The organism is Pseudomonas sp. Irchel s3a18 (assembly GCF_900187535.1).
GTDB lineage: Bacteria > Pseudomonadota > Gammaproteobacteria > Pseudomonadales > Pseudomonadaceae > Aquipseudomonas.
The window spans coordinates 67,608-86,163 of sequence record NZ_FYDV01000009.1; the positions used below are offsets into that span (position 1 = coordinate 67,608).

The 18,556-nt window shown below is 64.5% G+C and carries 16 protein-coding genes; 13 read left to right on the forward strand and 3 right to left on the reverse strand.

Annotated elements, in window-relative coordinates:
* Positions 1-8 precede the first annotated feature (8 nt).
* The 8 genes from CKW29_RS14545 to CKW29_RS14585 all read left to right on the forward strand — a co-directional run bounded on the left by CKW29_RS14545 (position 9) and on the right by CKW29_RS14585 (position 9,422).
* Positions 9-1,787: an aconitase X gene (locus tag CKW29_RS14545; RefSeq protein WP_095148732.1), complete on the forward strand. Its 1,779-nt coding sequence runs from the start codon at positions 9-11 to the stop codon at positions 1,785-1,787.
* Positions 1,780-2,445 (forward strand): amino acid ABC transporter permease, encoded by a 666-nt coding sequence (locus CKW29_RS14550; protein ID WP_095146411.1) that lies wholly within the window; start codon positions 1,780-1,782, stop codon positions 2,443-2,445. Before CKW29_RS14545 ends, CKW29_RS14550 begins: the two co-directional genes overlap by 8 nt.
* 10 nt (positions 2,446-2,455) lie before the next feature.
* Positions 2,456-3,106 carry an amino acid ABC transporter permease gene (locus CKW29_RS14555; RefSeq protein WP_095148733.1) on the forward strand — a complete coding sequence of 217 codons (651 nt, stop codon included), beginning with the start codon at positions 2,456-2,458 and terminating at the stop codon, positions 3,104-3,106.
* On the forward strand, positions 3,099-3,821 hold the full coding sequence (locus CKW29_RS14560; protein ID WP_095077301.1) for an amino acid ABC transporter ATP-binding protein: 723 nt from the start codon (positions 3,099-3,101) through the stop codon (positions 3,819-3,821). The genes CKW29_RS14555 and CKW29_RS14560 overlap by 8 nt, the downstream gene beginning before the upstream one ends.
* 220 nt (positions 3,822-4,041) lie before the next feature.
* Positions 4,042-5,070, forward strand: a complete 1,029-nt coding sequence (locus CKW29_RS14570) for a proline racemase family protein (protein WP_095077303.1) — start codon at positions 4,042-4,044, stop codon at positions 5,068-5,070.
* A 185-nt stretch (positions 5,071-5,255) separates the two neighbouring features.
* Positions 5,256-6,173: a dihydrodipicolinate synthase family protein gene (locus tag CKW29_RS14575; RefSeq protein ID WP_095077304.1), complete on the forward strand. Its 918-nt coding sequence runs from the start codon at positions 5,256-5,258 to the stop codon at positions 6,171-6,173.
* Between the two features lie 71 nt (positions 6,174-6,244).
* Positions 6,245-7,645, forward strand: coding sequence for a fosfomycin efflux MFS transporter AbaF (gene abaF / locus CKW29_RS14580; protein ID WP_095148734.1), 1,401 nt, complete (start codon positions 6,245-6,247; stop codon positions 7,643-7,645).
* A gap of 196 nt (positions 7,646-7,841) precedes the next feature.
* On the forward strand, positions 7,842-9,422 hold the full coding sequence (locus CKW29_RS14585) for an aldehyde dehydrogenase (NADP(+)) (protein ID WP_095148735.1): 1,581 nt from the start codon (positions 7,842-7,844) through the stop codon (positions 9,420-9,422).
* Between the two features lie 84 nt (positions 9,423-9,506).
* Here the strand turns inward: CKW29_RS14585 and CKW29_RS14590 are convergent, their stop codons facing one another.
* Both CKW29_RS14590 and CKW29_RS14595 read right to left on the reverse strand, forming a co-directional pair.
* Positions 9,507-10,514, reverse strand: coding sequence for an Ldh family oxidoreductase (locus CKW29_RS14590; protein ID WP_095148736.1), 1,008 nt, complete (start codon positions 10,512-10,514; stop codon positions 9,507-9,509).
* Positions 10,515-10,629: 115 nt separating this feature from the next.
* Positions 10,630-11,544 (reverse strand): LysR family transcriptional regulator, encoded by a 915-nt coding sequence (locus CKW29_RS14595; protein WP_095148737.1) that lies wholly within the window; start codon positions 11,542-11,544, stop codon positions 10,630-10,632.
* 235 nt (positions 11,545-11,779) lie between these two features.
* Between CKW29_RS14595 and CKW29_RS14600 the strand changes: the two genes are divergently transcribed.
* From CKW29_RS14600 to CKW29_RS14610, 3 genes are read left to right on the forward strand one after another with little or no spacing between them, the layout of a single operon-like run.
* The gene (locus tag CKW29_RS14600; RefSeq protein WP_095148738.1) at positions 11,780-12,955 is read left to right on the forward strand and encodes a M20 aminoacylase family protein; all 1,176 of its coding nucleotides are present in this window, start codon (positions 11,780-11,782) and stop codon (positions 12,953-12,955) included.
* Between the two features lie 46 nt (positions 12,956-13,001).
* On the forward strand, positions 13,002-13,781 hold the full coding sequence (locus CKW29_RS14605) for an ABC transporter substrate-binding protein (protein WP_095146404.1): 780 nt from the start codon (positions 13,002-13,004) through the stop codon (positions 13,779-13,781).
* 9 nt (positions 13,782-13,790) lie between these two features.
* Positions 13,791-14,639 (forward strand): phytanoyl-CoA dioxygenase family protein, encoded by an 849-nt coding sequence (locus CKW29_RS14610; protein ID WP_095148739.1) that lies wholly within the window; start codon positions 13,791-13,793, stop codon positions 14,637-14,639.
* A 108-nt stretch (positions 14,640-14,747) separates the two neighbouring features.
* Here CKW29_RS14610 and CKW29_RS14615 read toward each other — a convergent pair whose 3' ends face one another.
* On the reverse strand, positions 14,748-15,206 hold the full coding sequence (locus CKW29_RS14615) for a GNAT family N-acetyltransferase (RefSeq protein ID WP_095148740.1): 459 nt from the start codon (positions 15,204-15,206) through the stop codon (positions 14,748-14,750).
* 479 nt (positions 15,207-15,685) lie between these two features.
* On the opposite strand from CKW29_RS14615, the gene cax reads away from it, so the two are divergent.
* Both cax and CKW29_RS14625 read left to right on the forward strand, forming a co-directional pair.
* Entirely contained in the window at positions 15,686-16,744 is a 1,059-nt protein-coding gene (gene cax, locus CKW29_RS14620; protein WP_095148741.1) for a calcium/proton exchanger, read from the forward strand.
* A gap of 28 nt (positions 16,745-16,772) precedes the next feature.
* Complete coding sequence (locus CKW29_RS14625) at positions 16,773-18,530, forward strand: SulP family inorganic anion transporter (protein ID WP_095148742.1); 1,758 nt, start codon at positions 16,773-16,775, stop codon at positions 18,528-18,530.
* The last annotated feature ends 26 nt before the right edge of the window (positions 18,531-18,556 follow it).

The following is an 18,556-nucleotide window of genomic DNA, read 5'->3' on the forward strand; positions in this document are numbered from 1 at the left end:
TGTCCGGTATGCCTGGGCCAACCGCTCTGACCGGGCGCAGCCTGGTCGCGGGCGCCGCACAGGGCGCCCTGTTGTTCGCCGACGTCGGGTTGAGCTTCTGGGGTGGGGTCGACCCGTACAGCGGGGAAGTCATCGACCGCCACCACCCCCTCAGCGGTGAACACCTGGCCGGCCGGGTGCTGGCCATTCCCAGTGGCCGTGGCTCCTGTACCGGCAGCAGTGTGTTGATGGAGTTGATCAGCAACGGCCATGCACCCGCTGCCCTGGTGCTGGCTGAAGCGGATGAAATCCTCACCCTGGGCGTGCTGGTGGCACAGGTCATTTTCGAGCGTTCCCTGCCGGTGCTGTGCATCGGCCGGGAGGCCTTCGCCGCCTTGCGCGGCAAGGCCTTCGCCCGGGTCGAGGACGGCGCCCTGAGTCTGTTCCAACAACCACCAACTGATGCCTGGCAGGCACCCACCAGCCCGTTGCCGAGTGCAGTGGGCACACCGTCGATCGAACTCAGCGAGCTCGATCGGGCGCTGCTCGACGGCCAGCAGGGCAAGGCCGCCCAGGTGGCCATGCAGATCGTCCTGCGCATGGCCGAACTGCAGGGTGCCCATGGCCTGGTGGATGTCAGCCAAGCCCACATCGATGGCTGCATCTACACCGGGCCGGCGAGCCTGCGCTTTGCCGAACAACTGGTGCAATGGGGAGCAAAGGTCCGGGTGCCGACCACCCTCAATTCGATCTCCGTCGACCAGCGCCGCTGGCGCGAACTGGGCATCGACCCGACCCTTGGGGAACCGGCCAGTGCCTTGGGCGACGCGTACATGGCAATGGGCGCGCAACTGAGTTTCACGTGCGCCCCCTACCTGCTCGACAGTGCACCGAAAGCCGGCGAGCAGATCGTCTGGGCCGAGTCCAACGCCGTGGTCTACGCCAACAGCGTGCTCGGCGCCCGCACCCTGAAATACCCGGACTACCTGGACATCTGCATCGCCCTGACCGGTCGCGCGCCGCTGATTGGCTGCCACCTGGACGCGCAGCGCAAAGCGGCGCTGCGCGTCGAACTGCCCGACCTGGGGGAACTGGACGATGCCTTCTACCCGCTGCTGGGTTACCACATCGGCGGTTTGGCAGGGAGCCGCATTCCGCTGGTGCTCGGGCTGGAACAGCGCACGCCTGACCTGGACGACCTGAAAGCCTTCGGCGCGGCCTTCGCCACCACCTCCGCCGCGCCCTTGTTCCACATCGCCGGGGTCACCCCGGAAGCCATGGACCCGGCGCAGATGCTGGACCCGCAGGCCGTCATACCGCTGCACCGCATCCGCCTGGAGGACCTGCTGGTCAGCTGGCGCGAGCTCAACAGCGCCCGCGACAGCCGGGTGGATGTGGTGTCGCTGGGCAACCCGCATTTCTCCCTCAGCGAATTTGCCCGGCTGGCGCGGCTGTGTCGCGGTCGGCGTAAGCACCCGCAGGTGGTGCTCGCCATCACCTGCGGCCGTGCGGTGCTGGAGCAGGCGCGCACGGCCGGGCACATTGCGGTGATCGAGGCCTTTGGCGCGACCCTGGTCACCGATACCTGCTGGTGCATGCTCGGCGAGCCGGTGATCCCGCCGGCCGCCACCACCTTGATGACCAACTCGGGCAAGTACGCCCATTACGCACCGGGCCTGGTGGGGCGCAAGGTGCACTTCGCCAGCCTCCAGGAATGCGTCGACGCTGCCTGCAGTGCCACCGCCAGCGGGCGCCTGCCGGCCTGGCTGCAACCTGCCACCCACCTTGAGAGCCCCGCGCATGTTTGACTACACCTTCCAATGGCGCTCTGCGCTGCGTGCCCTGCCGGACATGCTCGCCGGTGCCCTGGTCACCTTCGAGACCGCGGCGCTGTCGATGATCTTCGGCGTGCTGATCGCCCTGGCCCTGACGGTGATGCGAGAAACCAAAAACCCGCTGCTGCGTGGCATCGGCAACGGCTGGGTGTCGATCGCCCGCAACACCCCGTCGCTGTTCCAGATCTACGTCCTGTACTTCGGCCTGGGTTCCCTGGGCCTGCATGTCAGCTCGTGGCTGGCCCTGCTGGCCGGGATCACCTTCAACAATGCCGGTTACCTGGCGGAGAACTTTCGCGGAGGCCTCAAGGCGGTGCCCGATACCCAGGTGCGGGCGGCACGCTCACTGGGCATGAGTGCCTTCCAGGCCTACCGCATGATCATCGTCCCGCAGTTGCTGCGGATCGTGTTCTACCCGTTGACCAATCAGATGGTCTGGGCGGTGCTCATGACCTCGCTGGGGGTGATCGTCGGGCTGAACAATGACCTGACCGGGGTGACCCAGGACTACAACGTCAAGACGTTCCGCACCTTCGAGTACTTCGCCATTGCAGCGGTGCTGTATTACCTGATTGCCAAGGCGATCGTCGCGGTAGCCCGGCTGATGTCCTGGCGGCTGTTCCGTTACTGAGGAGGTGAACATGTCGAACACCGGCTTTTCCATGAATGACCTGCTGTTCCTCCTCGAGGGTGCCTGGGTCACGCTACAACTGACGTTCTGGTCGATCATCCTCGGCTCCTTCGCCGGGCTGCTGTTCGGTCTGCTGCGCGCCCTGTTGCCACGGGCCAGCCTGCCACTGGCCTGGGTGCTGGACGTGTTTCGCAGCGTGCCGCTGCTGATCCAGTTCGTGCTGTTCAACTCGCTCAAGAGCATCGTCGGCCTGAACATCAGCGCCTTCAGCGTTGGCTGCATTGTGCTGGGGGTCTACGCCGCCGCGTACTTCACCGAGATCGTGCGCAGCGGCGTGCTCTCGGTGCCGTTCACCCTGCGCCGGGCCAGCCGCTCGCTGGGGCTCAGCTACCTGCAGGACCTGCGCTGGATCGTCCTGCCGATGGCCACCCGCGTGGCCTTCCCCGGCTGGCTGAACCTGGTGCTCAGTGTGATGAAAGACACTGCGCTGGTGATGTGGATCGGCATCGTCGAACTGCTGCGCGCCTCGCAAACCATCGTGACCCGCATCCAGGAACCTCTGCTGGTGCTGTGCATCGCGGGCCTCATCTACTACGTCATGAGCCTGGTGGTCGCTCGCCTGGGCGCCCGTCTGGAAAGAAGGTGGCAAGAAAATGATTGAGATCGACAACGTACATAAATCCTTCGGCGACCTGGCAGTGGTCAAGGGTGTCAGCCTGACGGTGAACAAGGGCGAGGTGGTGTCGATCATCGGCGGCTCCGGCTCCGGCAAATCCACGCTGCTGATGTGCATCAACGGCCTGGAGCCGATCCAGAAAGGCAACATCCGCGTCGACGGCGTCGAGGTCCACCACAGCGCCACCGACCTCAACCGCCTGCGGCAGAAGATCGGCATCGTGTTCCAGCAATGGAACGCCTTTCCCCACCTCACGGTGCTGGAAAACGTGATGCTGGCGCCGCGCAAGGTGCTTGGTAAAAGCAAGGCCGAGGCCGAGGAACTGGCGGTCCGGCAACTGACCCACGTGGGCCTGGGCGACAAGCTCAAGACCTTCCCCGGCAAGCTCTCCGGTGGCCAGCAACAGCGCATGGCAATTGCCCGCGCCCTGGCCATGTCGCCGGACTACATGCTGTTCGACGAGGCCACCTCGGCCCTCGACCCGCAGCTGGTGGGCGAGGTGCTGGACACCATGCGCATGCTCGCCGAAGACGGCATGACCATGGTCCTGGTGACCCATGAAATCCGTTTCGCCCGCGACGTATCCGACCGCGTGGCGTTCTTTCGCAACGGCCTGGTGCATGAGATCGGCTCGCCGGACCAGGTCATTGGCAATCCCTTGCACGCGGAAACCGCGGCCTTTCTCAAATCAGTGAAATAACCAATGGCCGACGCAAACCTCCTGTAGGAGCTGGCTTGCCAGCGATGGTCGTTAACGATGACGCGTGCAGTCTGAATAAACGCGTCGCTCTTGCGACCATCGCGAGCAAGCTCGCTCCCACAGGGTTGGGTGGTGTACACAAAATCGATGGCTGCCACAGATCAATGTGGGAGCGGGCTTGCCCGCGATGGGCCTCAATAGGTGATAGAAGGATTAAGCCATGCGTTCATCAAAAGTCATCCATGTAGTCAGCTGCCATGCTGAAGGCGAAGTCGGCGACGTGATCGTCGGCGGCGTCGCCCCGCCACCCGGCGCCACGGTATGGGAACAGTCACGCTGGATCGCCCAGGACCAGACCCTGCGCAACTTCGTACTCAACGAACCGCGCGGCGGGGTGTTTCGCCACGTCAACCTGCTGGTGCCGGCCAAGGACCCCAGGGCACAGATGGCCTGGATTATCATGGAGCCGGCCGATACCCCGCCCATGTCCGGCTCCAACTCATTGTGCGTGGCCACCGTGCTGCTCGACAGCGGCATCCTGCCGATGACCGAACCGCAGACCCGGCTGGTGCTCGAAGCCCCCGGTGGCCTGATCGAGGTCGTGGCCGACTGCCGTGACGGCAAGGTCCAACGGGTCGAAGTCAAGAACGTACCCTCCTTCGCCGACCGCCTCAATGCGTGGATCGAAGTCGAAGGCCTGGGCTCATTGCAGGTCGACACCGCGTACGGCGGCGACAGTTTCGTGATCGCCGACGCCAAGGGCCTGGGCTTTGCCATCGCGCCGGACGAGGCGGCCGACCTGGTGGCGGTCGGGCTGAAAATCACCCGGGCGGCCAACGAGCAACTGGGTTTCGTCCATCCGCTGAACCCTGAGTGGTCGCACATCTCCTTCTGCCAGATCGCTGCCCCCATCGTGCATGAGAACGGCATCGCGACCGGGGCCAACGCGGTGGTGATTCAACCGGGCAAGATCGACCGCTCCCCCACCGGCACCGGCTGCTCGGCACGCATGGCGGTGATGCAGGCCAAGGGACTGATGCAGGTGGGCGAGCGCTTTATCGGCCGCTCGATCCTTGGCTCCGAGTTCCACTGCCGCATCGATTCGCTGACCGAAGTGGCCGGGCGCCCGGCGATATACCCGTGCATCTCCGGCCGCGCCTGGATCACCGGCACCCACCAGTTGCTGCTCGATCCCAGCGATCCGTGGCCACAAGGCTATCGCCTGTCCGACACCTGGCCCGGCGCCTGACGCCGAACCGGAGCTTTTGTGGCGAGGGAGCAAGCTCCCTCGCCACAGGAATCGGCGCAATCGGGAAATACCGTTCCCCCAGACCAACGGCTGAAAAAACCACTGTTTGATTGAAAAAAGCACTAGCCGAACATCGACATTTAAAATATCGTATACGAAATACAATAAACGAACAGGAGGCAACAATGAGCAAGCGCATTAACTGGAGTGGCGTCTTCCCCGCGGTGACCACTCAATTCAACGATGACTTCTCGATCAACCTGGAAAAAACCCACCAGGTGATTTCCAACGTGATCCGTGACGGCGTGTCGGGTCTGGTGGTGTGCGGTTCGGTGGGGGAAAACACCTCACTGACCGCCGAAGAAAAAATCGCCGTGACCGAAGTCGCGGTCGACGCTTCCCGAGGCCGGGTGCCGGTGATCTGCGGTGTCGCCGAGTTCACCAGCGTGCAGGCGGCCAAGGTCGCCAACGCGGTACGCCGGGTCGGCGTCGATGGCGTGATGCTGATGCCGGCGCTGGTCTACGGCTCCAAGCCGTTCGAGACGGCCGAGCACTACCGCTACGTGGCCAAGAATGCCGACGTGCCGCTGATGGTCTACAACAACCCACCGATCTATAAGAACGACGTCACCCCGGACATCCTGATTTCCCTGGCCGACTGCGACAACGTGGTGTGCTTCAAGGACTCCTCCGGCGACACCCGCCGTTTCATCGACGTGCGCAATGAAGTGGGTGATCGTTTCGTGCTGTTCGCAGGCCTCGACGACGTGGTGCTGGAAAGCATCGCCGTGGGCGCCGAAGGCTGGGTCTCGGGCATGTCCAACGTGTTCCCGAAAGAAGGCGAAACCATCTTCCGCCTGGCCAAGGCCGGTCGCTTCGCCGAAGCCATGCCGATCTACGAATGGCTGATGCCGATCCTGCACCTGGACGCCCGCGCCGACCTGGTGCAGTGCATCAAGCTGTGCGAAGCCATCGCCGGTCGTGGCAGCGCCCTGACCCGTCCGCCACGCCTGGCCCTGCCGGAAGCCGACCGGGTGTTCGTCGAGCGGATCATGGCCAAGGCCCTGGCCAACCGTCCGGAGTTGCCGGACGTCGGTCTCTGAGTGATTGCCGGGCCGGCCCTCACGGGCCAGCCCCGGCTACCTGTCTTTGCGCCCCTACAGGAAACGCCAGCATGTCCAATCCTCAACACCCCCAAAGCGCAACCACCCCTTCTGGACTCAAGCGTGTCGTGGCCGCCGCCATGGCCGGCACCGTCGCCGAATGGTATGAATTCTTCCTCTACGGCACCGCCTCCGCACTGGTCTTCGGCCAACTGTTCTTTCGCCAGACCGACAGCCCGATCGACGGCATCATCGCCGCCTTCGCCCTCTACGCGGTCGGCTTTCTCGCCCGCCCGCTGGGCGGCCTGGTGTTTGGTCACTACGGCGACAAATTCGGCCGCAAGAACCTGCTGCAACTGAGCCTGGTGGTGGTCGGCATCACCACCTTCCTGATGGGCTGCCTGCCCGGTTTCGACCAGATCGGTTATGCAGCGCCGGTGCTACTGGTACTGCTGCGGCTGATCCAGGGCTTCGCCTTCGGTGGTGAATGGGGCGGCGCGATCCTGCTGGTCTCCGAACACTGCCCGGACAATCGCCGGGGTTTCTGGGCCAGTTGGCCGCAAGCCGGGGTGCCAGCCGGCAACCTGGTGGCCACGGTCGCCCTGCTGCTGTTGTCCTCGAACCTGTCGGAGGAACAATTCCTCGCCTGGGGCTGGCGCGTGGCGTTCTGGTTCTCGGCGGTGGTGGTGCTGATCGGCTACTGGATTCGTACCAGTGTCGATGACGCACCAATTTTCAAGGAAGCCCAGGCCCGTCAGGCGCAGACCAAGCAACAGCAACTGGGGGTGGTGGAAGTCCTGCGTCACCACTGGCGCGCGGTGCTGGTGGGGATCGGCGCACGGTTTGCCGAAAACATCCTGTACTACACCGTGGTGACCTTCTCGATCACCTACTTGAAACTGGTAGTGCACAAGGACACCTCGGAGATTCTGCTGCTGATGTTCGGTGCGCACCTGCTGCACTTCTTCCTGATTCCGGTGATGGGTTACCTGTCCGACCTGGTCGGGCGCAAACCGGTGTACTTGACCGGCGCGGTCCTCACGGCCTTCTGGGGTTTCGTCGGGTTCCCGATGATGGACACCGGCAACAACTGGCTGATCATGGCCGCGATCACCCTGGGCCTGGCCATCGAGTCGATGACCTATGCGCCCTACTCGGCCCTGATGGCCGAAATGTTCCCGACCCACGTGCGCTATACCGCGTTGTCCCTGTGCTACCAGGTGGCGCCGATCTTCGCCGGCTCCCTGGCGCCGCTGATTGCCATCACCCTGCTCAACAAGTACCACAGCTCCACGCCGATCGCCTGGTACCTGGTCGGTGCCTCGGTGATTTCCCTCATCGCCGTCGGCCTGACCCGGGAAACCCGTGGCAAGTCGCTGCATCAGGTGGATGCCGAGTCGGCGGCGCGGATCGCGGCGTTGGGTCACGCAGCACCAGCGTCTACGCGCCGGGGTAGTGAGTTGGTCAGTTAAGCGAACGTCGACCTGTGTAGGAGCAGCCGGTCGACGCTCGAGTGCTCGCGATGGACGTTAACGATAACGCGTGCTTTCTGATTAAACGCGTTGCCCTTGAGTTCATCGCGAGCACGCTCACTCCTACAAATGCGACCTCCGCTCCTTAACTGATCGGCATTAGGCATTAGCCCCCTCTTTTCAACAGGAGTTTTCCATGCCCGAGATCATCGGCCATAACTACATCGGCGGTGCGCGCAGTGCCGCCGGCCACATCACCTTGCACAGCCATGACGCCACCCGTGGCGAAGCCCTGCCCTACACCTTCACCCAGGCCACACTCGAGGAAGTGGACGCTGCCGCCCTGGCCGCCGCGGCGGCCTACCCGACCTTTCGCAACCTGCCAGCCAGTCGTCGGGCGGAGTTTCTCGAGGCCATCGCCAGCCAACTGGATGCCCTGGATGACGAATTCGTCGCCCTGGTCACCCGGGAAACCGCCTTACCCAGCGGGCGTATCCAGGGCGAGCGCGGGCGCACCAGCGGGCAAATGCGCCTGTTCGCCCAGGTGCTGCGCCGGGGCGATTTCTATGGGGCGCGCATCGACCGGGCATTGCCCGCGCGTCAGCCGCTGCCACGGGTCGACATCCGCCAGTACCGGATCGGCGTCGGTCCGGTGGCGGTGTTCGGCGCAAGCAACTTCCCCCTGGCGTTCTCCACCGCCGGTGGCGACACCGCAGCGGCGTTGGCCGCCGGTTGCCCGGTGGTGTTCAAGGCCCACAGCGGACACATGGCGACGGCCGAGCGCGTGGCCAATGCGATCCTGCGCGCCGCCGAGCAAACCGACATGCCCAAGGGCGTGTTCAACATGATCTACGGGGCCGGCGTCGGTGAAGCACTGGTCAAGCATCCGGCGATCCAGGCCGTCGGTTTCACCGGTTCGCTCAAAGGTGGCCGCGCCCTCTGTGACATGGCCGCCGCCCGGCCACAGCCGATCCCGGTGTTCGCCGAAATGAGCAGCATCAACCCGGTGCTGGTATTGCCCGAAGCCCTGCACCTGCGGGGCGAGAAAATCGCCAGCGAACTGGTGGCGTCGGTGGTCCAGGGCTGCGGTCAGTTCTGCACCAACCCGGGCCTGGTGATCGGCATGCACTCTCCTGCGTTCAGCGCGTTCGTTGAACACCTCGCCGCGCACATGGCCGAACAGCCGGGGCAAGTCATGCTCAACGCGGGTACGTATCGTAGCTACAGCAACGGCGTGCAAGCGTTGCTCAGCCATCCGGGCATCCATCGCCTGGCCGGCCAGGATCAACCAGGCAATCACGCACAACCGCAACTGTTCAAGGCCGACGCCAGCCTCTTGCTCAGGGGGGATCCACTGCTGCAGGAAGAAGTGTTCGGTCCCACGACCATCGTCGTCGAAGTCGCCGACAAGGCACAGTTGCGACAGGTGCTGAACAGTTTGCACGGCCAACTCACCGCCACCCTGATCGGCGAAGCGCAGGACCTGCAGGAGCACGGCGAGTTACTGGCGCTGCTGGAGCAAAAAGTCGGCCGAGTACTGTTCAACGGTTATCCGACGGGGGTCGAGGTCTGCGATGCCATGGTCCATGGCGGGCCGTACCCGGCCACCTCCGACGCCCGTGGCACCTCGGTCGGCAGCCTGGCCATCGAGCGTTTCCTGCGCCCGGTGTGCTACCAGAACTGCCCGGACGCCCTGCTGCCCGAGGCGCTCAAAGACGCCAACCCGCTGGGCATTGCCCGCCTGGTTGACGGCAACAGCCAGCGCGAAGCCCTGTAAAAAGGACGAACGCCCAACCCTGTGGGCGCCGGCTTGCCGGCTCCCACAGAGGTTCACGATCGTTCCCGCGGAGGTTGCGTACACTCAGGCCAGCAGTGCCTTCAGGTCGTGGTACAAGGCCTCGGGGATCTGCACCCCTTCCACCAGGCTGCGCGCTCGCGCTTGGTAACGCCGTTGCGACGGCAAGCGCGCGCCCTGCCCCTGGATACTCTCGAACAGGACTTCGGCCCGGGCCAGGTGGTGCTCGGTAGCCTCGCCGAGAAAGCGCCGTGGGTCGAGGGCGATGATCAGTTCGCCATGGTATGGCGACGACTTGCTGCCGGCGTCATAGGCCAGCGACTCGGCGCTGGTCAGGTCACCGATCAATGGCCCGGCGATCAATTCCACCATCGCCGCCAGCGCCGAGCCCTTGTGCCCACCGAACGTGAGCATCGCGCCCGTATCCAGCACCACGTTGGCATCGGTGCTCGGCCGCCCCTGGGCATCCACGCCCCAGCCTTCGGGAATCGCCTTGCCGGCACGCCGGTGCAACTCGATGTCGCCCCGGGCAATGGCACTGGTGGCGAAATCGAAGACAAAGGGGTCCTGGCCCGCACGGGGCCAACCGAAGGCAATCGGGTTGGTGCCGAACACCGGCTGGTTGCCGCCGGCCGGCGCGACCCAGGCATGGCTGGGGTTGCAGGCCAGGGCCACCAGGCCGGCGGCGGTCAACTGCTCGATCTCCACCCACAAGGCGGAAAAATGCACGCACCGATTGATCGCCAGGGCGGCAATCCCGTTGGCCCGGGTTTTCTCCTGCAGCAATGGCAAGCCGGCCTGGTACGCCAACTGGGAAAACCCGCCGGCGGCATCCACCCGTACGATCGACGGCGCCTGGTCGATGACCTGGGGCTGGGCATCGGCCACCACCTTGCCGGCCCTGAGGGAATTCACGCAGCCCAGGACCCGGTACAAACCGTGGGAGGCACAGCCATCGCGCTCACCGGCGATCACCGTGGCGGCCACCGCCTGGGCATGGGCCGCGTTAAAACCGTTGTGCAGCAGGATCGACTCGGCCAGTTCGCGGGCCTCGATCAGGGTCAGTCGGATCATAATCAACTCCTTGGACAGACCGTCCAGACTGGCCCATTGCAGGGTGTGAAGCTTGATCGCTTTAGGCAGGCTCGATGACGAATTCAGCACAACGAGCGTTGTATGACTGCCGTGCTCAGACCAGTAGATCGACGGTCTGCAGCATCCGTCGATACGGCGACTGTGCCTGGCCCATCTCAAAGTGAATGACGTCGATCAGGCACTCCAGGAACCGCTCGGCCGCCGGGCGCAGGCGTTGGCCGCTGCGGCTGATGGCCCCCACCGAGGCACTGCCGACCGGCTCGCGCAACGGCAAGGCGCACAAGCCCTCGCGCTGCGCGCAAATCTCCACCAGTGGCCAGGGGAAGATGCTCAACATGTCGGTCTCGCGCAGCAGGCTCAACAGCATCGACAGCGAGTGGGCGAAATGCACATGCCCCTGGCGGGTGATCGTTTCGTCCTGCTGTGAGGCCAGGATCCAGTCGGCTGCGTCCAGCTCCGCCATGGCGTGACAGTCCGACAGCGGGTGTTGCTGACGGGCCACCACCGCACAATCGGCGGTGAACAAGGGTTGGCAGGTCAGGTCGGCGTTGCGGCTATGGGTATCCAGCCGCCCGACGAACAGATCGATGCTGCCTTCGCGCAGCCGCGGGCAGGCCACGGACGAAAGCCCTTCATGCAGTTCCAGTTGCACCTGGGGAAAGCGCTGGCGAAAACACACCACGGCCTTGGGCATCAGCGTCATCGCCAGCCACGGCGTCACCGCGACCGCCAGGCGCCCGGTGAGCTCGCCGTTGCCGTCAGCCAGCACTTGGCGGGCACTGACCATCTGCGCCACCAGCAACCGGGCCTCGACCAGCAATTTCTTGCCGACTTCGGTAAACACGATCCCGGAGGTGTGCCGGATCAGCAATTGCGTGGCGGTGTCGGCCTCGAGTTTCTGCAGGGCCTTGGTGACCGCGGCTGGTGAGGTGTCGAGCCGCCTGGCCGCGCCGCGAATACTGCCCGCATCGGCCACGGCCACCAGGGCATTGAGTTGATAGAACTTCATAGTGTCCGCCACTGTTAACCCTGGGTTGCCGTGTTGACTTTCGGATGTCTATGGGCCGCTCACGTGGCCCTCTAAGCTCGGACCACAGAGCCCGGGCCTTGCACCGCTGCCAGGGACCGTAGCAGAAAACGCCCGCAAGGTTCGCCCAAACGCAGGCTGTCGTGAACCCTGGCACAGGTTGCGGTGCGGGCGACAGCCGGGTTGGGCCTCCCGATCATCAAGGAAAACGCTGCCCATGTCCGAGTCCATCACGCTGCTGCAAGAGATTGAGCACGAAATGCGCGAACTGCGCCACCGGATCCATGCCAACCCCGAACTGGGCTATCAGGAAGTCGAGACCAGCCAGCTGGTCGCCGAACGCTTGCTCAAGTGGGGCTACCAAGTGACCCGTGGCCTGGCTGAAACCGCCGTCATCGGCACCCTGAAGAAAGGCACCGGTACCCGGGTGATCGGCATCCGGGCGGACATGGACGCGTTGCCCATCCTGGAGAAGACCGGCCTGCCCTACGCCAGCCGGATACCGGGAAAAATGCACGCCTGCGGCCACGACGGGCACACGGTCATGCTGCTCGCCGCCGCCTACGCCCTGGCCCACGACCACCCGTTCGATGGCACCGTGCACCTGATTTTCCAGCCGGCCGAGGAAGGCCTGGCCGGCGCCCGCAGAATGATCCAGGAAGGCGTGCTGCAACAGTTCCCCTGCGATGCGGTGTTCGCCGCGCACAACATGCCGGGCTACCCCACCGGCAAACTCGGGTTCCGGGCCGGGCCGTTCATGGCCTCCGCCGACCAGGTCAATGTCACGATCCACGGCAAGGGCGGCCATGGCGCGATGCCCCACCTGACCGTCGACCCGGTGGTGGTCTGCGCCAGCATCATCATGGCCTTGCAGACCATCGTCTCGCGCAATGTGTCGCCGCAGGAAATGAGCGTGATCACCGTCGGGGCGGTCAACGCCGGCAAGGCCTCCAATGTGATTGCGGACAGCGCCCACATGCTGATTTCGGTGCGGGCACTGGACAACACGGTCAGGGACCGCCTGGAGAGCCAGATCAAGCAACTGATTCACGCCCAGGCCCAGGCATTCGGCGCGAGCGCCGAAATTGACTACAGTGCCGACTACCCGTTGCTGATCAACGATGCGCACATGACCCGGTTCGCCAGCCAGGTGGCCACCGACTGGCTGGGTGCGGACGAAGTCATGAACGACATCGCGCCCTTCAATGGCAGTGAGGATTTCGCCTATTTCCTGCAGCAATGCCCGGGCTGCTACCTGATTATCGGCAACGGCGACGGTGAGAAGAGCTGTATGGCCCACGACCCTCGCTATGACTTCAACGACGAGATCCTGCTGCGCGGCGCTGGCTTCTGGGTCAAGTTGACCGAGGCCTTCTTACCGCTCAACCCTTGAACCCAGACCTGCCAAACCGTGAAAAACCATAATAAAAGAGGTCATCATGCAGCCACGCAAACTCCGCTCTACCCTGATGTTGCTCGGGTTGATCTTCGCCCCGCTGTCCCAGGCGCAGCCGGTGATCAAGTTCGGCGTCGACCCCAGCTACCCGCCTTTCGAACAGAAGCAGCCCGACGGCTCGCTGAGCGGTTTCGATATCGACCTGGGCAATGCCCTGTGCGCCGAGTTGCAGGTCAAGTGCATCTGGGTCGAACAGACCTTCGACGGCATGATCCCGGGGTTGAAGGCGAAGAAATTCGACGCCATCCTGTCGGCCTTCAGCGCCACCGCGGCGCGGCGCCAGCAGGTCGATTTCAGCGACCGGATCTACACAGCCCCGTCCTCGCTCGTCGCCCGCAAGGACAGCGGCCTGCTGCCCACGGCCGAGTCCCTCAAGGGCAAGTCGGTGGGGGTAGTCCAGGGCACGCTGCATGAAAGCTTCGCCCGCTCGCACTGGGGCAACCAGGGGGTCAGCATCCTGACCTACCAGACCCAGGACCAGGTGTTTTCCGACCTGATCAACGGGCGCCTGGATGCAACGTTCCAGGCTTCGGTACAGGCCGATGTCGGTCTGCTGCAAAAGCCCCAGGGCCAGGCCTTCGCCTTTGCAGGCGCGCCCATCACCGACAAGAGCATCATCGGCGACGGGGTGGCCATCGGTGTGCGTAAAAACGAGCCCGAACTCAAGGCGCAGTTGAACACGGCCCTTGCCAGCATTCGCCAGTCCGGCGAGTACGACCAGATCGCGAAGAAGTACTTCAACTTCGACATTTACGGTGAGTGAGGCCAGGCCATGAACGACATGATCCCATTCGGTGAGTCCGGTTTTGCCTGCCCCGTGAGCGATGAGGCCGTGCGTGCCTTTCAGGCCCATGGCGCGGTGTGCATCCGTAACGCGTTCACCGCACAGCAAATCAGCCAGTTGACCCAGGGTATCGAACGCAACCTTGCCCGCCCCAGCCCCCGCGCCAAAGTGGCCAGCAGCGCTTCGGACCCGGGCTGGTTTTTCGAGGACTTCTGCAACTGGCAGGAGAACGCGCACTACCGCGACTTCATCTTCAACTCTGCCATCGCCCCCATCGCCGCCGCGTTGTTGGACAGCCAACAGGTGCGCCTGCACCACGACCACTTGCTGGTCAAGGAACCCAATACCCGCCAGCGTACGCCCTGGCACCAGGACCAGCCCTACTACAACATCAGCGGCTCGGACACCGTCAGCTTCTGGATTCCCGTCGACCCGGTGTCCAGGGAGTCGACCCTGGAGTTCATCGCCGGCTCGCACAAGGGTCCTTGGCTGATGCCCCGCACCTTCATGGACAGCCAGGCCAAATGGTTTGCCGAGGGCACCCTGGACGAACTGCCGGACATCGAGAACCACCGCCAGGACTATCCCATCCTCGGCTGGGCACTGGAACCGGGGGACATGGTGTGCTTCAACATGCTGACCTTGCACGCCTCCGCAGGCGTCGGCGGGCAACACCGCCGTCGCGCGTTTTCGGTGCGGGTCATCGGTGACGACGTCAGGCATGCGCCCAGGGCCTGGGCCACTTCCCCCGACTTTCCCGGGCTGCAGGAAAGCCTGGCGCCGGGCGCGCCCATGGAGCATGCGTTGTTTCCGACGTTGTCGCAGCACGGGCGTTGAATGCCGTCGGGCCTTGAGACCAGGGCCCGGCGATCGGCAATAGCCAGGGGCAGGCAGGGCTGTTGTGGCGAGAGTATCTGCGCAGCCATGAGGTTGCGCGGGTTGACGCTATAAGTCCCGCGACATCAGCCACTGCTCTTTGCCCCATGCCTCGAATCGCTCCATGACTTTCCAGCCGCGCCGGGCGTAATAATCACGTTGGTCGTGGGTGTGCAAATACAGGGTCGGGATGCCGGTTTCCCTGGCGTGGTCGCAGATACCTTCGATCAACTGCGCTGCGAGCCCTTTCCCTCGGGCTTGAGGGGTGATGAACACACAGGCCAGCCACGGGCCCAACTCCGGCCGGTCAGGCAGATCGTCGCTGGCAAGGGCCGCGCCACCCAGCAGTTGCCCTCGGTCCAGGACGATCAACGACTTCCAGCTGCCGTCACGCTGCCCATCAGCGAACTCACGTTGCCAATCGGAAAGAGACTGCCGTGCATATTCGTAGCTGAATTGCCGATACAACCATTCGGCCATCGTGGCGCACTGATCCATGTGTTGGTCGAGCCAGTCCATGTGCAGCATGTGAAGCGCTCCTTTTGTCTGTGTTTGCATGACGCGATGCAGGGCCGTCGGATACCACCAGGAAGACCGCCCGCTGCGGCAGATTAGGTGAAAACCCTGGGGGCTGCCTGAGCGTCTCAACCCGGCGGCGACCGGAGCCGGCCAGGCCTGGCGGAACACAACACGGCGTCAACGACAGCTGCCTGCCAGGCAAAACGACTGCTAGGCTTTCCGTTAGCCCTGAGCACATCTTGCCTTCCCTGCCGCCCCAAGGCTGTCGGCAGGTGCCGGTCGTTTCCTGGTGTACGTCGGCAACCTCAGGCAGTTGGCGGTTCGTTGATAAATATCAGAGGGGCGCTACCGGTGCTCCAGTACCCTTTCGCGGGCCATCGCCACCGGCGGCTGGCATCAACGATGCGTGCGAAACGGATTCGAACCATCAGAACAACCAGCCACTGCCAGCCATTTCCCATGACCGGCGCCGCTTGCGAGGTAAGTCAATGCTCTACTGGATGCTGCTCTTCATCCCCGGTGCCATCCTCCTGGAGTTCCTGGTACCGCAGCAGCACCTGCTGATCTTCCTGACCGCCGCGCTGGCCATCGTGCCGCTGGCCGGCTGGCTGGGCCGGGCTACCGAGCAACTGGCGGAGCGCTCCGGCGAGGGCGTGGGCGGACTGCTCAATGCCACGTTCGGCAACGCCACCGAACTGATCATCGCCCTCAGTGCACTGCGCGCCGGTTTGCACGACGTGGTGCAAGCCTCCATCGTCGGCTCCATCATCGGCAATATCCTGCTGGTGCTGGGCGCCGCCATGCTCGCCGGGGGGCTGGGGCACAAGGAGCAGCACTTCAATGCCTCCGCCGCCCGCTCCCAGGCCACCTTGCTGACCCTGGCAACCATTGCCCTGATCCTCAGTTCAGTAGTGGCCTCCCGTGTCCCTAGCGCGCCGCAGGCGTTAAGCCTGTACATCTCCCTGGTCCTGTTGCTGGTGTACGGGCTGTTCCTGGTGTACTCGCTGGTCACCCACAAAAGCCTGTTTGCCGGGGAACCGGTGGTGCGCGATGCGAGCATGCCGCCCCTCTGGTCGATGAAAAAAGCGTTGCTGGTACTGGCGGCAGCCACCCTGATGATCGCCTGGATCAGTGAAATCCTGGTGGCCGCCATCGAGCCGAGCGCCCATCAACTGGGCCTGAGCAACCTGTTCGTCGGGGTGTTCATTGTCGCGATACTCGGCAACGCGGCCGAGCATTTTTCCGCGATTTCCGCCGCCCGAAAAAATCGCATGGACCTCGCACTTTCGATCTCCATCGGCTCCAGCATTCAGGTCGCCCTGTTCGTCGCCCCCGTCCTGGTCCTGGCCAGCTATGCTATCGGTGCAACGCCCATGGACCTGGCCTTCCCCGGCGGCCTGGTGCTCAGCGTGCTGCTGGCCGTGCTGATTACCGGCCAGGTGGCGGCCGACGGGCGATCGGACTGGCTCAAAGGCGTACAGTTACTGGCGGTGTACCTGATCCTCGGCCTGGCCTATTTCTTCATACCAGAGGCTGTGAGCGCCTGAACCCTATCGACCCAAGGAAAACGTCGCCATGAGCGAAGTCCAGCCCTCCGAACCCGGGCAAGCAACGCCCCCTCAGAACCGTGGCCTGTCCGGCTGGCAACGCTGGCTGCCTGGGCTGCAATTGATGCGCAGCTACCAGCCCGGCTGGCTGCCGAAGGACCTGATTGCCGGCCTGGTGCTGACCACCATGCTGATCCCGGTGGGCATCGCCTATGCCGAGGCCTCGGGGGTGCCGGGCATCTACGGCCTGTACGCCACGATCATTCCGCTGCTGACCTATGCCCTGTTCGGCCCCAGCCGCATCCTGGTACTGGGCCCCGACTCGGCGCTGGCGGCCATCATCATCGCCGTGGTCCTGCCGCTGTCCGGTGGCGACCCCATGCGTGCCATCGCGCTGGCCAGCGCCATGGCCCTGGTGTCGGGCCTGGTCTGCATCGGCGCCGGGCTGCTGCGCCTGGGTTTCATCACCGAATTGCTGTCCAAGCCGATCCGCTATGGCTACATGAACGGCATCGCCTTCACCGTGCTGATCAGCCAGACGCCCAAGCTGTTCGGCATCTCCATCGACAGCAGCGGTCCGCTGCGCGACATCCTGGCCCTCAGCCAGGCTCTGCTTGCGGGGCAGGCTAACTGGATGGCCTTCGCCATCGGCATCGGCACGCTGGCGCTCATCCTGCTGCTTGCGCGCTTTGACCGCGTACCTGGCATCCTCATCGCGGTGGTCGCCGCCACCCTGGTGGTTGGCGGCCTGAGTCTGGACGCGGCCCATGACCTCAAGGTGCTGGGTCCCCTACCCGAGGGCCTGCCGGGTTTCAGTCTGCCCTGGCTGACACTGACCGACCTGAGCACCGTACTGATAGGCGGCTTCGCCGTGGCGCTGGTGTCCTTCGCCGACACCAGCGTGTTGTCGCGCACCTACGCCGCGCGGACCCGCACCCACGTCGACCCGAATCAGGAAATGATCGGCCTGGGCGCTGCCAACCTGGCCGCGGGACTGTTCCAGGGCTTTCCCATCAGCAGCAGCTCCTCGCGCACCCCGGTGGCCGAGGCGGCCGGTTCCAAGACCCAGCTCACCGGCGTGTTCGGCGCCGTGGGTGTGTCGCTGTTGCTGCTGTTCGGCCCCAACCTCCTGCAGCACCTGCCCAACAGCGCCCTGGCCGCGGTGGTGATCGCCGCCGCCATCGGCCTCTTTGAGTTCAAGGACCTGCGGCGCATCTACCGCATTCAGCGCTGGGAGTTCTGGCTGTCGGTCACCTGCTTCGTCGGCGTCGCCGTGCTCGGCGCGGTACCCGGTATCGGCCTGGCGGTGGTGGCGGCGGTGATCGAATTCCTCTGGGACGGCTGGCGTCCGCATTTCGCCGTGCTTGGCCGCGTCGACGGGATTCGCGGTTATCACGACATCTCGCGCTACCCCCACGCCCGCCGCGCCCCGGGCTTGGTGTTGTTCCGCTGGGACGCACCGCTGTTCTTCGCCAATGCCGAACTGTTCCAGAACTGCGTGATGGAAGCCGTCGCCCAGTCCCCGACACCCGTGCGCCGGGTGGTCGTGACCGCAGAACCGGTCACCAGCGTGGACGTGACCTCGGCGGACATGCTGGTGGAGCTGGAACAAGCCCTGCGCGCCATGGGCGTCGAACTGCGATTTGCCGAGATGAAAGACCCGGTCAAGGACAAGCTGCTACGCCTGGAAGTGCTGGAGCGCATCGGCAGCGAGGTGTTCCACCCGACGGTGGGCGCGGCGGTGGATGCGTACCTGGATGAGCATGAGGTGGATTGGACGCCTTGAAGCAAGCCCGGCCGGGACGCTGTTCA